The sequence below is a fragment of the Bacillus sp. PAMC28748 genome (assembly GCF_014250415.1).
In the GTDB taxonomy this organism is placed as follows: Bacteria; Bacillota; Bacilli; order Bacillales; family Bacillaceae; genus Bacillus; species Bacillus licheniformis.
The window spans coordinates 2,064,771-2,079,727 of record NZ_CP060192.1; the positions used below are offsets into that span (position 1 = coordinate 2,064,771).

Genomic DNA, 14,957 nt, shown 5'->3' on the forward strand with positions numbered 1-14,957 from the left:
CTCCCATCGATCATGCTGATTCAATTTCTCCTTTTAAATAGCAGAATACAAAACACTTTGTGCGCTCTATCATACGTATAAATGAATCTATATGACTGTGTATTTGTGCGAGAGTGCAAGAGAAAAACCTTCCAAAGAACGGAAGGTTTTATATCAGCTGGATTTTTTTAATATTTTTCATATATCGTTCATACTGATTGTCTGAAGCGAGGCTTAATTGGAAGTACTCATCCATTTTGTTCAGGAGCGGCTGAATGCATTCTTTTTTGCCGTCATGGTCTAGATGCCGGGTATATCCGTTTTGTGCGTATCTCCGGGCCATTCTCCAAAAGGTTTTCCCGATGCTGAAATATTTCAAGGACTGTCTTTGATTTTCCTCAAGCTCCTTCCATTTGATATGAGGAAAATAGACGCTTTCGTCAAATTCTTTCACAATATAATCCATGACGTACACAAGCGATTGAATTCTTTTATGCAATTGGTAGGAAATGTTTTTTTGGTGGCGGCGGTAGCATAATACAGGTTTTTTTAAATAGCGCCGCTTCCAGCCGCGCTTCGTATTGGCTAAACAATTCAGCACATCCCCTGCAAGCGGCTTTTGCGGATCAACCAGCCAAGTGAAGCCTTTTTGCTGATAATAAGATGCTTTAAACATGCCCACCATCGGGACAATGCCTGAGCCGCCCCTTTGAAAAATCGTCCTCACCAGCTCCTCATCGCCATACTCTTGATATGTCCACAGACCCGCATTTTTCCCGTGTTGATCAACGAGCAAAAGGTCGCCGTAAACATAATCCAATCCCTCTTCTTCAAAAAAGCATTGCATAAAGTCATGGATCACCAAATTGTGCGGGAGGAAATCATCTGCGCTTAAAAGCAAAACATATTCTCCCTTTGCCTCTTGGAAGATTTCCTTAAAAGCGAGATCAGGAAGTTTTGTATTTTCGCTGTGGCATATCGTTCGAATGTGCGGATGCGTTTTTTGATAGCTGCTGATTTTTTGCATGGAGCCGTCAGTTGAATGGTCGTCAACGATCAGAATGTCGATATTAGGGTAGAGTTGATTTAAAACGGATTGAAGGCATTCATCAATAAAATTACTGTAATTATAGTTGATGATGCCTACCGTAATCAGCGGCGGATTTGGCATAACCGTCAACTCTGACTGCTTTGCAAAGCCTGAAATCATCTCTTCAATTTTGCGCATGCTCAGGTCATATGAATAATGCTCTTCAATAAACGACCGATAATGGAGAGATGTATAATCACCGCTTGTGATCATGGCCACGAATTCATCTATTGTATTCCAAACAACTGATTCATCGTATATCGTCTTTGCGCCGTAAAAATTGTGAATCAGCGGTTTTATGCCTTTAGCCATCGCTTCCATGGCCGACATATGCTGACTTTCAAGAAGGCTCGTGCAAATCAGGTAATGCTTATCTTCCAAGTATTGATTCATATCATCCTGCCATCCGTCAAATTGGACGTTGTCAGTCAGCCGGAGCTCATCAATCATTTGATTGAAATACAACTGATAGCGGGCGTCCTGAAACGTCCCGGCGATAAACAATTTGTATCTTGGGTCTTTGTCAATCAGTGCTTTGAAAGCCTGCAGCAAAAGCATCGGCCCTTTTTTATAGTTGATATAGCCGACATAAGCGATGTGAAAGCCTTTTTGCCTTTGTTTAAAAGTGTATTGATCTAGCTTGATTCCATTTGGAACGACGGCCGTTTTCTCTTTTTTCAACGCCTTGACTTGATCCAATACGTATTCCCGCAAATGCTCTCCGTCAAAAATCACTTGGTCCACCGCTTGCCAATATACCTTTTTAATATAAAAAGTAAATGCTTCATAGCTGTGGAGTCTGCATATTAATGTTTTAGCCGCTGCAGAAGGGACTTTGCTCCCGTGGATCAATAAATCATCGCACCATTCAAACCAGCAAATATCCGCCCATTGCATGCCAGCGTCGATTTGATTCAGGTCATGAACCACGATTTTTTTTGTCCGGTAAGTTCCGGAAAGGTGCTCAACGACAGAATTCAAAAACCGGTCCAAATCCGGTTTGACGAAAAAAATGATTTTTGGACGCCTGACCATTTTTTTGAAAAGGTCTTCTTTCTCCTTCATGAGGCGAGGTCGATGTTCGCGCCTGACAAATAGGAGGGCATCATCATATAATTCAGACGCTCTCTGAGCCTGCTGCTTTTTTTCACAGACAAAAGCAGCGCTTATCAGCAAGCCGGGATCGAAGGGAGCGGCTTTCAGCTTCTCTTCAAGCTTCTGCGCAGCATCGTGCCATTTGTGATGAAAAATCAGTTGGGATATTTCAGTTTCTCTCCAGCTAAGCCCAACAGAGTCTAGCAGATATTCCAATTCATTATCCATCTGAAACCTCCTGGTTAAACACATTTTCGCTAGTAGTATCTATATTCAAACGAAAAAAGAAAGTTCTATGAAAAATACTTTGGAAATGGCGCAGCCTTGAAAATATAAAACAGTGATAGTGGCACAAACGCGATCAGCTGCTGTTTCATATTTTATGGGTAGATTTTAAAAAAGAGTCTCAGGGAGTGAAGGCTTTGGTTACAATCAGTCTATGTATGATTGTCAAAAATGAAGAAGAAGTATTAGCGAGATGCCTTGATACAGTGAAAGACATTGTAGATGAGATTAATATTGTTGATACGGGGTCGACAGATAAAACTGTAGAGATTGCGAAGCGATACACAGACCGCGTCTTTTTCTTTGAATGGATCGGCGATTTTGCGGCTGCCCGCAATGAATCGTTCAAACACGCCACTAAGGATTATATTCTCTATCTGGATGCGGATGATGTTTTGCTTGAAGAAGATCAGAAAAAACTGAAAGAGTTGAAGGAAACGCTTGATCCTTCCGTTGATTCCGTGTCTATGTACTATGATGCTGGAACCGACGAATTCGGAAATGTGACATTAAGGTACCGCCGCAACCGTCTGGTGAAAAGGGAGAAGAACTTTAAATGGAAAGGCGACTGCCATCAATATTTGGAGGTATTCGGGAACATCATCAATGCCGATATTTCAGTGACGCATAAAAAAATCCGCCACTCTGTCGGACGAAACCTCAATATTTACCAAAAGAAGATTGATCGCGGCGACACGTTTACCCCGCGCGACTATTTTTACTACGGTAATGAATTAAGAGAAAACAGACACTACGAAAAAGCGATTGAAAGCTACAATAAAAACATTGAAATGAAAGAAGGATGGATTGAAGACAAAGTATACGCCTGCATCAACAAAGCCGACTGCCACCGCTTTCTCGGCGACATGGACAATGAGCTGAGATCTCTGTTCCAGTCATTTGAATTTTCTAAAACGCCTCGTGCCGAAACATGCTCAAGAATCGGCTATAACTTTCAGCGGAGGCGGGAATACAAGGCCGCTATCTACTGGTATGAGCTGGCCACAACATTGGTGCCTGATTCAAATAAATGGAGCTTCACCTATCCGGCATACTATACTTGGTACCCTCATTTGCAAATGTGTGTGTGCTATTACAATTTAGGAGACTTTGAAAAGTCGTATCATCATAATGAAGAGGCGAGGAAATACCGTCCCGAAGACAAATCCGTCCTTCATAACAAACAGCTGCTGGAAGGGAAATTAGGCATTAACAATTAGCATTGTAAAGACTTACTGAACAAGTAGGTCTTTTTTTTATGAATAAAATCAAGCCGTGCCAATTTAGCGGCAGGCATCATAACTTATTTTGGAACTTTTTGAATTTAGAGGAGGAACAAAGGATGATCCCGTTAGTCAATTTAAAACGTCAATTTCAAACAGTAAAACAGGATATTTTAAAAGAGTTTGAACATGTGCTGGACAGCGGCCAATATATATTGGGGCCAAAGGTTGAAGAATTAGAGAAAAGAATAGCTGAAAAGCTTGGTGTAAAAGAAGCGGTCGCGGTCGCCAACGGAACGGATGCATTGGTGCTGACGCTTGAAGCTTTCGGCATCGGCAAAGGGGATGAAGTGATTACGACCCCGTTCACTTTTTTCGCCACCGCCGAAGCCGTCTCAAGGGTGGGGGCTGAACCTGTGTTTGCTGATGTCGATCCTGAAACATACAATCTTGATCCGAAAAAAATAGAAGAAAAGATCACCCCTGCTACTAAAGCGATCATTCCCGTCCATATCTTCGGACAGCCGGCTGATATGGACGAGATCATGGAGCTTGCCAAAAAACACGGACTGCTTGTGATTGAGGATGCCTGCCAAGCGTTCGGCGCATCGTATAAAGAGCGGCCTGTCGGCAGCATCGGGGATGCCGCCTGTTTTTCATTTTTCCCTACAAAAAACTTGGGAACATTGGGAGACGGGGGAATGGTGACGATTTCAGACCCGGATGCAGCCCGGCAATTAAGAACACTCAGAACCCATGGCACTAGCAAAAAATACTTCCATGACAAAATCGGTTTCAACAGCCGTCTTGATGAATTACACGCCGCAGCTTTACTCATTCTTCTTGAGAAAATCGACGGCTGGAATGAACAAAGAAGAAGAGTGGCCAGCCGCTACAGAGAAGGTTTGAAAACGGCGGAGCACCTCACACTGCCGGCAGAGAAAGAGGACCGCACACATATCTATCATCTCTATTGTATCGGCGCGAAAAACCGCGACTACATCATACAATCGCTGAAAGAGCAGGACATTCATTCAGGTGTGTATTATCCTTGCTGCCTTCATCTGCAATCGGTCTATTCTTCACTGCAGTACAAAAAAGGCGATTTTCCTATAGCCGAGTCCTTGTCCGAAACCCTTTTCGCCATTCCGATGGATCCTTTTCTAGCCGCCGAGGAACAAGATCAGATTATTTCTGCGCTGCTGAAAAAAGGAGGAGGGGAAAAGTGACGGTTCATTTTGGTTTAATCGGCTGCGGCTATATGTCAAGAAAACATCTTCAAGCACTGGCCGAGTGCGATGATGCAAAGTTGTCGGCCGTCAGTGATTTGCAGGAAGAAAGAATGAAGGAAGCGGAAGAATACTATGCTTCCCTCGCCGGTGAGGAAAGCCGAATGACCCGCTATCCGCAGTATCAAGCGCTGCTTTCAGATCCTAAAATTGAAGCGGTCATTATTGCGGCGGTTTCGGGACTGCACGCCGAAATGGCCAAACATGCGCTGCTGGCAGGCAAGCACGTCATCGTCGAAAAACCGATGACCTTGTCATTACGGGATGCCGATGAGCTTATAGAACTGGCGGAGCAGAACGGGCTGAAGCTCATGGTCTGCCACCAGATGCGCCACCGGCCGATCATGAAAAAACTGAAGGAAACGATTGAGGAAGGAAAGCTGGGAAAGATCTACTTGGGCACGGTATCGCTCCGCTTAAACAGGTCCCCCGCTTATTATGAAGCGGCATCCTGGCGGGGAAGCTGGGAAAAAGACGGCGGGATGCTGGTCAATCAAGGGATACATCTGATCGATCTGCTGCAATGGTTTTTAGGTGATGTAAAAGGCGTTTACGGAGATATGCTGGGCGGCTCCGGAGCTAAAGAAACGGAAGATGTTGCTGTCGGTATTCTGACGTTTGCCAGTCAGGCGAAAGGTGTAGTAGAAGCGAATATCGTCACACAGCCAAACAATATCGGAAGCTCTCTCTCGATTTTTGGAGAAAATGGAACGATTTCATTGGAAGGTCCGGCATTAAACCGGATCAGCCGCTGGTACATCCACGGGGAGAAGGCGGATGCTGAAGAAGCGGCAAAGCTGATTGACATCGGCGGCGAACAAACCGCAATGTATCAAAACTTTATAAGCGCCCTCAAGCGCCAAGACACGCTATTGGTTGACGGCTATGAAGGAAAAAAGGCGATTGAAACCATCTTTGGAATCTATCAATCTGTGCTGCAGAAGCAACCGGTGCAGCTGCCTCTTTCTTCATTTCAAACAACTGATATGAAAAATAAATAGGTTTTGTTTTGGTAGATCGTCCCTTTCAAAAAAAGATTTGAAACATAGTTTATTAAAGGAATGTACAGAAGGGGCGAGTTGATAAATGAGCAAACAGGAAATTCATAACGAAACGATAGCGGTCATCGGCTTGGGGTTTGTCGGTCTGCCCTTGGCCATGTTGTTGATATCAAAAGGAATGCGGGTTATCGGTGTTGATTTGGACAAAAAGAAAGTCGAGGCATTGCGGAAAGGAACCAGCTATATTTCGGATATAAACGATCAAGCGGTGCAGGACGGAATAGGCACCGGTTTCTTTCGTCCTGTTTCGGACTACAGTTTAATCGGTGAAGCGGATGCCGTCATCATCTGCGTGCCGACGCCTTTGAATGATGATGCGGGTCCTGATTTGAATTATGTGAAAAGAGCGGCGCAATTGATTGGAGCGCACTTGAAAAAAGGGCAGCTCGTCGTGTTGGAAAGCTCGACATATCCGGGTACGACAAGAGACATCGTCAAACCGATCCTGGAAAAAAGCGGCCTTGTATGCGGGAAGGATTTTTACTTGGCTTATTCTCCAGAACGCGTTGATCCGGGCAATCAGTTCCCGATTGAGGTCGTGCCGAAGGTAGTAGGAGGAGCGACGGATGCATGCCTTGAAAAGGTGCATCAATTATACAGCGGCATTTATGAAGAGGTTGTGCCTGTTACATCGCCAGAAACAGCGGAGCTGACAAAGCTGCTCGAAAATACGTACCGGTTTATTAATATTTCATTCATTAATGAATTCGCGATGATATGCGACAGGCTCGGGGTGAATGTGTGGGAAGTCATCGAGGCGGCAAGCACGAAGCCGTATGGGTTTGCGGCTTTTTATCCAGGCCCCGGCATCGGCGGCCATTGCATCCCCGTCGACCCGCTGTATTTGCAGTTTGTCATGAAACAAAGCGGATTATCGAGCGACTTTATCGAGCTGTCGGAAGCGACAAATGATAGAATCGTCCGCTATATCGCAGAGCGCTCCTTGCAGCTGGCAGGGAAAGACAAGGCGACAGACGCCCGCATCTTAATCTACGGCGTCACCTATAAACGAAATATCGCGGATGTCCGCGAATCAAAATCGCTTGATATTATAGAGAAGCTGATCGGCATGGGAGCAGATGTTTCCTACCATGATCCGCACGTTCCGGACCTCGACCTCAGCGGCAAAAAGCTAGCAAGCGTGCCGATAGATTCAAAGATGCTGAAAGAGTATGACTGTGTTGTCATTTTAACTGATCATGACGCACTCCCGAAAGAGCTGTTATTAAACCATGCAAACGTGATATTTGATACGAGAGGAGTGCTGAGGGAAGCAGCCGGAAAAGCAAAAGTCATCCAGCTCGGAAACGGGCGCTCCTGAATCAATTTTTCTGCAGCGACTCACGCCCAGATCCGTTCGGAATACAATAAGTTAAAACAAGAACGAAAAGGGTGAGGGCCGTGTGGATCGGAATTCTGTTGATGGTCTCTGGGATTGGGATCAGTATTTTCGCCGTCAGTCTGATTGTCAGCTATTTGTTTGTTTTGCCGAACCGGAGCACATATGAAGAAACTTTTTTCAGCGGACTCAAACACGGCGAGATCATCGATGACGTGTTTGAGTCCCACGACAAAGAAGAGCTGTTTTTGACAGCAGGGGATGGATGCCGGCTGCATGCGCTGCTATTTCCCGTTCAAAAGAGCAGGAAAGCCGTCATCATCTCCCACGGCATCAAGTGGTCGCTGTTTGGCGGGTATAAATACGTCGAGCTGTTTCAGTCCATCGGCTACAATGTCCTGCTTTGCGACAGCAGGTGCCACGGGTTGAGCGGCGGTTCACACGTTTCCTACGGGTTTTACGAAAAGGATGATTTGGCGAGGTGGGCTGACGAGCTTGAGAACAGGTTCGGCAAAGATCTTTGGATCGGGGTGCTTGGCGAATCGCTCGGAGCGGCGGCTGCCATCGAGCTGATGAAACAGGATCGGAGAATCAAGTTTTGTATTGCCGATTCCTGCTTCAGCGATTTAACAGAGCTATGCCGCTTTCAGCTGAAAGCCGCCGTCAAATTGTCCGTGCCGTTTCTCATCCCGTTGGCAAGCGGGCTGATCAAGCGGCGCCACGGCTGGAGCCTTGCTGATATATCGCCGGTCAGCAACCTTGAGCAGTCAGACACGCCGCTGTTGATCATCCACGGCACAAAGGATCAGCTTGTTCCGCCGGAAATGGCCAAAAGCCTGTATGAGAGGAAAAAGGGATTCAAGAAACTGTACTGGATTGAAGGCGCCGGACATGTCGGCGGATTTCGCCACAATCCTGAGGAATACTTAAATAAAATCAAAGACTTTATCTTGAAAATCGAGCCGGCCAATTAGCCTTGCGATTCCAGTTTTTCAGCGGCTGCCGATCTTTGGCGCGCTTCCTTGATTTTGCCGGCGTAGGACGTTCCCCAATTCATCATTTGCCGGATGATCGGGATCAGCGTCTTGCCGAACTCGGTTAAACTGTACTCGACTTTCGGAGGAACCTGTTTGTAAATTGTACGGCAGACGATGCCGTCGCGCTCAAGCTCTCGAAGCTGGAGGGTCAGCATCCGCTGAGTCACGCCGGGAATTAAGCGCCGCAGTTCATTAAAGCGTTTTTTATCATCGATCAAGTGATACAGAATGACGCTTTTCCATTTGCCGCCGATGATATCGATCGTTGCTTCCACCGGACATGAATAACCGTCCGGTGCTTCGCATGCTGCCGGATGTTTTTTCATTTTCTTCTCTCCTTAGTATAAAAAATGATACTATGCCACAAAAATGTGCGTACTTTCTTATTGCTATTATAATGATTAGAATGAAATTGAGAAAGGAATATAAACTATAGAGAAAAGGAGAGAACATAATATGACAGAGCAATCCAAGAAGCAAGAGATTCTTGACGCATTCCAATTTAGACATGCGACAAAAGAATTTGATCCGGACAGAAAGATATCAGATGAGGATTTTCAGTTCATTTTAGAAGCGGGCAGACTGTCGCCAAGCTCGGTCGGCCTCGAACCGTGGCAATTTGTCGTCGTCCAAAATAAAGAGCTGCGTGAAAAACTGCGTCAAGTCTCATGGGGTGCACAGGGGCAGCTTCCGACAGCCAGCCATTTCGTTTTGCTGCTCGGACGCACGGCTAAGGAAATGCGACGTGATTCCGGCTATGTTGCAGATCAATTAAAGCATGTGAAAAAAATGCCGGAGGACATCATTGAAAATATGCTGAAAGAAGACGGCGTTCTGGAAAGTTTCCAAGACGGCGATTTTCATTTGTACGAAAGCGACAGGGCGATGTTTGACTGGGTATCAAAGCAAACGTACATCGCGCTCGCCAACATGATGACGGCTGCCGCTTTGATCGGCATTGACTCCTGCCCGATTGAAGGCTTTAACTACGACAAAGTCCACGACATCCTTGAAAAAGAAGGGGTGTTGGAGGATGGCCGCTTTGACATCTCGGTCATGGCCGCTTTCGGATACCGTGTGAAAGAGCCGCGTCCGAAGACGAGACGGGCGCTTGATCAAATCGTGAAATGGGTCGAATAAGAAAAGTGCGGTTCTGCATAAGCAGACCGCACTTTTTATATTTAGATCTGGAGCTTGCGCCGCTTCCTTTGGTAAAGGTACAGGCCGCTTCCGGATATAAGCAACAGCAGGCCGAGCATCAGCCAATGATAGGCGTTTGAAGCGGTGTCAGGCAAAAAACCGCCGTTTGAACCATCGGAAGGTTCATTTCCGTCATCTGCTCCGCCGCTGTCATGACCGCCTGATCCGTCTCCGCCGCTGCCGGCGCCGGGCGAAGCAGGGGGTTCACCGCCGCTGCCGCCATCCGGAGTGTCATCATCGCCGGAACCCGGCGGAAGGGAAGGCGACCCGGCATCATTGTCATTCATCACGGTATACTCGCTGAAATGGTCGACATAGCCTGCAACGGTACGGCCTTTCGTATAGCCGTTTGTTACTTTTGTGAAGCTGTTGTTTTTGCGGTCGACATAATAGACGCTCAAATGTTTATCAGGAGCATCGACTTGGAACAACAGTCCGACAGGCTCTTTAAATGTGCTGACCGTTTTACCATTCTGCTGAATGTTGAAATCATATACCTTTGTGACCGCCTGTTTGATATCCTTGGCGATTTTAATGCTGATTTTTGTCTTTTCGCTTGCCAGATTAACGGCTGGAAGCTGCATCGCAATGCGATCGTTTTTCAGGGTGATGCTTGGATCACCGGTTCTTTCTTTGACAAGGTCAGTCTGTGCTTTTGTCATATTCAGCTTGATGTGTTCCTTTTCTGTGTCAGGGAAATAGGCAATCGCCTGATTTGCGTTTTTCCCGTATGTTTCGAACGGCTTTTCCGCAAGCGTCCAAGTGCCGTCTGCCTGACGGTCGGGAAGGAACACTTCTGTGATTCTGTTCTCGATGTTCGGTGAAACAGAATCGTATAAGGCAAGCTGCTCTGTAAAAATGTCGTAATCGGTAAAGCCGAGATCGACACCGTTTTTCGCTTCTTTAAAAACGGAATAGCCGTCTCCGCCGCCGCCCATGAAGTTATTTGTAGCGACACGGTAGGTTTTGTCCAAATCGAGCGGAACAGCGTCCCCTTTGTCATTGACTAGGTTCACATCAAGGATTCGCTCACCTTTTGGCTTGCTCAGTGTAAAGGTGAAGGATAGACCCGAAACATGCGGAAACGCGCCTCCGCCTTCTTCGACTTGGCTCACCCCGTGCTCAAGCGCTTCTTTGATTTGCGCCCCCGTCAAATCAGCGGCATAAAGGGTGTTGCCGAACGGCATGACCGTCAGCACATCGCCGAGTGTGATTTCGCCTTTGGCAATACCGCTTCTGATTCCGCCGCCGTTTGTGATGGCGATGTCAGCTCCGCCGGCTTGTTTTGCTTTCTTCAGCATGCCGTCCGCGATAAAATTGCCGAGGTTGGTTTCTTTTGAGCGGACATGCTCGCGTTTTCCGTCCAGCGGGACATCGGCATAGCCTACTTTTTTCTTTTTCAGTTCGTCAATATCTTCTTTAAAGCCGTCAAGCACTTCTTTCCCAGGAGGGTCTTCGTCCACTTTGTCGTCGATCGCGATCAAATTGAACCTTGATTGGTCCGTTTGAACGACGCCGTTCTCATCAAACACCACATCGACCCTTCCCAAAAACTGTCCGTAGTCTTTCACTTGAGCGACGATTGTCGGTTCTTCGTTCTCCACCACTTTCAAGTGATCGACAAGTGTATGCGTATGCCCGCCGATAATCAAATCGATGCCCTTCACTTTCTTGGCAAGCTCCAGATCCCGGTTGTAGCCGAGGTGGGTGAGGGCGATGATTTTGTTGACCTTTTCTTTTTCTTTCAGTTCCTTCACCGTTTTCTCTGCTGACTGATAAGCGTCATGAAACGCAATGTTCGGACCGGGGCTTGATGTATATGACGTATCTTCCGTCGTCAAGCCGAATACGCCGACTTGTTCGCCGTTTACATCAAGCAGAATATAAGGATAGATGCCGCTTTCTTTCTTTTTTCCCGCTGCTAAGACTGCAGGCTCTTTCTGAAAGCTTCGCAGCTTCGGCTCTTTTGATACATCCACATTGGAGCTGACGATCGGAAAATCGGGCTTTTCCAGCTGGTGTCTGTTTAACGGGTCTACGGCTGTATAGTTTCCGCTGAGAAAGTCTGCGAGCACTTTAGGCCCTTTATCAAATTCATGGTTGCCGAAGGTCATGGCGTCATAGCCCATCATGTTCATCAGTTTCAAATCGGCGAGTCCGTTCCATTTTGTAAAATACAGATCGCCGGAAAAGACGTCGCCGGCATCGAGCAGCACATTGTTTTCTGTTTCACTGCGGATTTCTTTCACTTTGGCAGCGCGCCTTGCCGCTCCATCAAGGTGGGCATGCGTGTCGTTCGTGTGCATGACGGTTAATGTCCAGTTTTCATCATCAACTGGAGGCTCTGAACCGTCAAAGTTCAGCTTATAGACGCCATATCCTTTGTTTTCGGATTCCCTGACAAAATCGATGTCATTCGCTTTTTCAGCAAACGGTTTGGCAAGGAGGGAAGACTCGAATGTCACGTCGGCTCCTTTAATCGGAGCGATCGACCAGTTGTTGTCGGCGGCGGGATTGACCGTTTTCTTCTCCATAATGTAGTTCATGAGCACCTGCCTGTTTTCATCAGCCGCCGCATAAACGACTTTGTCCTGAGTCAGATGCGGGAATCCGCCGCCCCCGGAGGCGCGGTAATTATTTGTGACGACAAGGAATTCCTGGTCGTCGCGGACGGGTTTTCCGTTGTAAGACAACTGTTTGACGCGGTTCGCCTGCGGATTTTTCACCCCGCCTGAGGCATTGTATTTTGCAGGCTGTGTGACATCGATCTGGTAGGTCACACCGTCAATGACATCGAAATTATACGACCTGAAATCGGGATTGAGGAGCGCCTGTTCACCCGATTTTGAAGGATCGATCTGATTGAACTGCCCGGCCGACATTTCGATCCAGTCCTTCACTTCGCTTCCCGTCAGTTTGACGATATAGAGCGTATTGTCGTACAAATACAAATCGCCGATGTTTTTGATCGCAAGGTTTCCTGCTTTAATGTTTGTATAATAACCAGCACCGTTGCGTCCTCCTGCTTTGAACGGCGCGCCCGCTGATAAAATCGGCAGGTTTTCGTATTCCGTTCCCTTCATGACATCTTCCGCATACCATTTTTGTGCGTCTGTGACAATCTGGATTGAAGGATCGTCTTTTACCTGCGCGAAAAAGCTGTTAATATCAGCTTCTGTTTGGCCAACCGGCGCGCGGACGTATTCGAGCGTTTTTTCGTGCGTATCTTTAATCGCGGAAACGACGGTTTCGTTTCGCGACATCACATTTCCGGCAATCGCTTCCGTTTTTGCGCTGGCATCTTTCACTTTCCATTTGCCGCCGTCCAGTTCAAGCTGCATATCGATAATTCCTAAATGGCTGCCCCAGTTCTTCGGCATGACGACAGGAATGCCGTTGATCGTTCCTTTTTGGTTGTCGATCACGCCGTTACCGGGATAGTCGGTGCCGGGGAACAGACCGTGCTGATGTCCGGAGATGATCGCATCTATTCCTTCCGTCTTGAGAGCCAGGTCGTATACGGCGTTTTCGGCTCCCGCCGCCTGTTCGCCATTTTCAATTCCGGAGTGGGCGATCGCGATGATCACGTCGGCGCCTTCCTGTTTCATTTTTGGAATCGTTTCTTTCGCTGATTCGGTGATGTCCTGCACTGTGATTTTGCCGTCCAGGTGCTTTTTATCCCATGTTAAAATCTGAGGCGGAACGAAGCCGATATAGCCGACTTTAAGCTGGTGCTTTCGGCCGCTTTCATCCGTCACCGTCCGGTCTTCAATATGATATGGCGTATATTTGTTCTTTCCGTCCGGTGTTTTAATATTGGCATTGACGATGGGAAATTCGGCCCCTTTTATCGTGCCGTCAAGGAATTCAAGGCCGTAGTTGAATTCGTGGTTTCCGAGCGTGCCGGCGTCATATTGCAGTTTGTTCATGACATCAATGATCGGGTGTGTTTTCGTTCCGGAGATAATCGATTCACGTTCATGTTTGAAGATGTATTCCCCTAGAGGGTTTCCTTGAATTAAGTCGCCGTTGTCGACAAGAATCGTGTTAGGATTCCGGCTCCGGTACTTTTCGATCAGCTGAGCCGTTCGTGCCAGTCCGAATTCAGCCGTTTCTTTGTCGGCATAGTAGTCATAATCCATCATATGGGCGTGGATATCTGTCGTACCCAAGATGCTGAGGCTGATCAGCGGGTGTTCGTTTTGTTCTTCTGCATATGTCTGGGTGTTTGGCATGAGTAAACTGAGTATCATCACTGAGGTTAGCAGAATACGGAGAATGTTTTTCCTTGAAAACCGTCTTTTCTGTATTCCCACCATTTCTCCACCTTTCAGATTAGAGTAACAATTTCTATTGTAAGAACTTTTTGTAAAGTTTTGTAGAACTTTCGTTGCGAATATTGTAAACACTCAGAAAATGATTCCAAAGTCTGTCTCTGTCTGCCGGGTGACTTAGGTACTTTGTCGCGAGGGCGTGGGGATGTTTTATTTAGTGTGGCAGGGGTAAATAGATTTATGTAGACAGAAGCTTCTGGGAGGGTGATCAATATGAGCAAAAAAATTGCAGTTGTTCTGACAGATTACTTTGAGGATTCGGAGTATACCGAGCCTGCGAAAGCGTTCAAAGACGCCGGACACCAGCTTACGGTTATTGAAAAAGAAAAAGGCAAAACGCTGAAAGGCAAACAAGGCGAGGCGCAAGTGGAAACAGATGCGTCCATTGACGAAGTCAGCCCGGCTGATTTTGACGCATTGTTGATTCCGGGCGGATTTTCGCCGGATATTCTTAGAGCCGACCAGCGTTTCGTATCGTTTGCAAAATCCTTTATGGATGACAAAAAACCGGTGTTTGCGATCTGCCACGGCCCGCAGCTTTTAATCACCGCCAAGGCTCTGGACGGTCGCGGTGCGACAGGCTACACATCGATTCAAGTCGATTTGGAAAACGCCGGGGTCAAATTTAAGGACGAGGAAGTTGTCGTCTGCCAGAACCAGCTTGTCACAAGCCGGACGCCTGACGACATCCCTGCGTTTACACGAGAATCTTTGAAGCTGCTCGGCTGATGAAAAAAGACCGGAATAGATTTCCGGTCTTTTTTTATGTTTATTTTCGGAGTGCGGCCAGTTCCTCTGCGATTGCCTGCATTTCGCTCGGACTGAAAGATTTCTTTTTCATCACCATTTGGTGCAGGTATTCAAGGTCTTCAAGCTTTTCATTGCTGAAGTCTTCAGCTTTAATGACGCCGATGTTCAGCATGTTTAATTTCTGTGAGATCTCTTCGATCATTTTGTTCAGCTCGGCTGTTTTTTGATCTGACAAGAAGGCACATCCTTTCTCACTGATTTCGTAGTCTTTATTG

At 46.8% G+C, this 14,957-nt stretch carries 11 protein-coding genes; 7 read left to right on the forward strand and 4 right to left on the reverse strand.

What is annotated here, in order from left to right:
- Positions 1 to 148: 148 nt before the first annotated feature.
- Positions 149 to 2,392, reverse strand: a complete 2,244-nt coding sequence (locus H7F26_RS10470; protein WP_016886287.1) for a glycosyltransferase — start codon at positions 2,390 to 2,392, stop codon at positions 149 to 151.
- Between the two features lie 194 nt (positions 2,393 to 2,586).
- On the opposite strand from H7F26_RS10470, the gene H7F26_RS10475 reads away from it, so the two are divergent.
- The 5 genes from H7F26_RS10475 to H7F26_RS10495 all read left to right on the forward strand — a co-directional run bounded on the left by H7F26_RS10475 (position 2,587) and on the right by H7F26_RS10495 (position 8,335).
- A complete protein-coding gene (locus H7F26_RS10475; RefSeq protein ID WP_003179768.1) occupies positions 2,587 to 3,669 on the forward strand; it encodes a glycosyltransferase in 1,083 nt (360 codons plus the stop codon).
- 122 nt (positions 3,670 to 3,791) lie between these two features.
- On the forward strand, positions 3,792 to 4,901 hold the full coding sequence (locus H7F26_RS10480) for a DegT/DnrJ/EryC1/StrS family aminotransferase (protein ID WP_003179769.1): 1,110 nt from the start codon (positions 3,792 to 3,794) through the stop codon (positions 4,899 to 4,901).
- Complete coding sequence (locus H7F26_RS10485) at positions 4,898 to 5,962, forward strand: Gfo/Idh/MocA family protein (RefSeq protein ID WP_003179771.1); 1,065 nt, start codon at positions 4,898 to 4,900, stop codon at positions 5,960 to 5,962. The genes H7F26_RS10480 and H7F26_RS10485 overlap by 4 nt, the downstream gene beginning before the upstream one ends.
- Before the next feature lie 85 nt (positions 5,963 to 6,047).
- Positions 6,048 to 7,343 (forward strand): nucleotide sugar dehydrogenase, encoded by a 1,296-nt coding sequence (locus H7F26_RS10490; RefSeq protein ID WP_003179773.1) that lies wholly within the window; start codon positions 6,048 to 6,050, stop codon positions 7,341 to 7,343.
- Positions 7,344 to 7,423: 80 nt separating this feature from the next.
- Positions 7,424 to 8,335 carry an alpha/beta hydrolase gene (locus tag H7F26_RS10495; protein ID WP_011197653.1) on the forward strand — a complete coding sequence of 304 codons (912 nt, stop codon included), beginning with the start codon at positions 7,424 to 7,426 and terminating at the stop codon, positions 8,333 to 8,335.
- On the opposite strand, the gene H7F26_RS10500 is transcribed toward H7F26_RS10495, so the two are convergent.
- A complete protein-coding gene (locus H7F26_RS10500; RefSeq protein ID WP_003179777.1) occupies positions 8,332 to 8,724 on the reverse strand; it encodes a winged helix-turn-helix transcriptional regulator in 393 nt (130 codons plus the stop codon). The two genes, H7F26_RS10495 and H7F26_RS10500, sit on opposite strands and share 4 nt — an antisense overlap.
- A gap of 130 nt (positions 8,725 to 8,854) precedes the next feature.
- On the opposite strand from H7F26_RS10500, the gene H7F26_RS10505 reads away from it, so the two are divergent.
- Complete coding sequence (locus tag H7F26_RS10505) at positions 8,855 to 9,538, forward strand: NAD(P)H-dependent oxidoreductase (RefSeq protein WP_003179779.1); 684 nt, start codon at positions 8,855 to 8,857, stop codon at positions 9,536 to 9,538.
- A gap of 41 nt (positions 9,539 to 9,579) precedes the next feature.
- Here H7F26_RS10505 and H7F26_RS10510 read toward each other — a convergent pair whose 3' ends face one another.
- A complete protein-coding gene (locus tag H7F26_RS10510) occupies positions 9,580 to 13,917 on the reverse strand; it encodes a multifunctional 2',3'-cyclic-nucleotide 2'-phosphodiesterase/3'-nucleotidase/5'-nucleotidase (protein ID WP_016886260.1) in 4,338 nt (1,445 codons plus the stop codon).
- Positions 13,918 to 14,145: 228 nt separating this feature from the next.
- Between H7F26_RS10510 and H7F26_RS10515 the strand changes: the two genes are divergently transcribed.
- Complete coding sequence (locus tag H7F26_RS10515) at positions 14,146 to 14,661, forward strand: type 1 glutamine amidotransferase domain-containing protein (RefSeq protein WP_003179783.1); 516 nt, start codon at positions 14,146 to 14,148, stop codon at positions 14,659 to 14,661.
- Between the two features lie 40 nt (positions 14,662 to 14,701).
- On the opposite strand, the gene H7F26_RS10520 is transcribed toward H7F26_RS10515, so the two are convergent.
- A complete protein-coding gene (locus H7F26_RS10520; RefSeq protein ID WP_031314520.1) occupies positions 14,702 to 14,884 on the reverse strand; it encodes a DUF1128 domain-containing protein in 183 nt (60 codons plus the stop codon).
- Between the last annotated feature and the right edge of the window lie 73 nt (positions 14,885 to 14,957).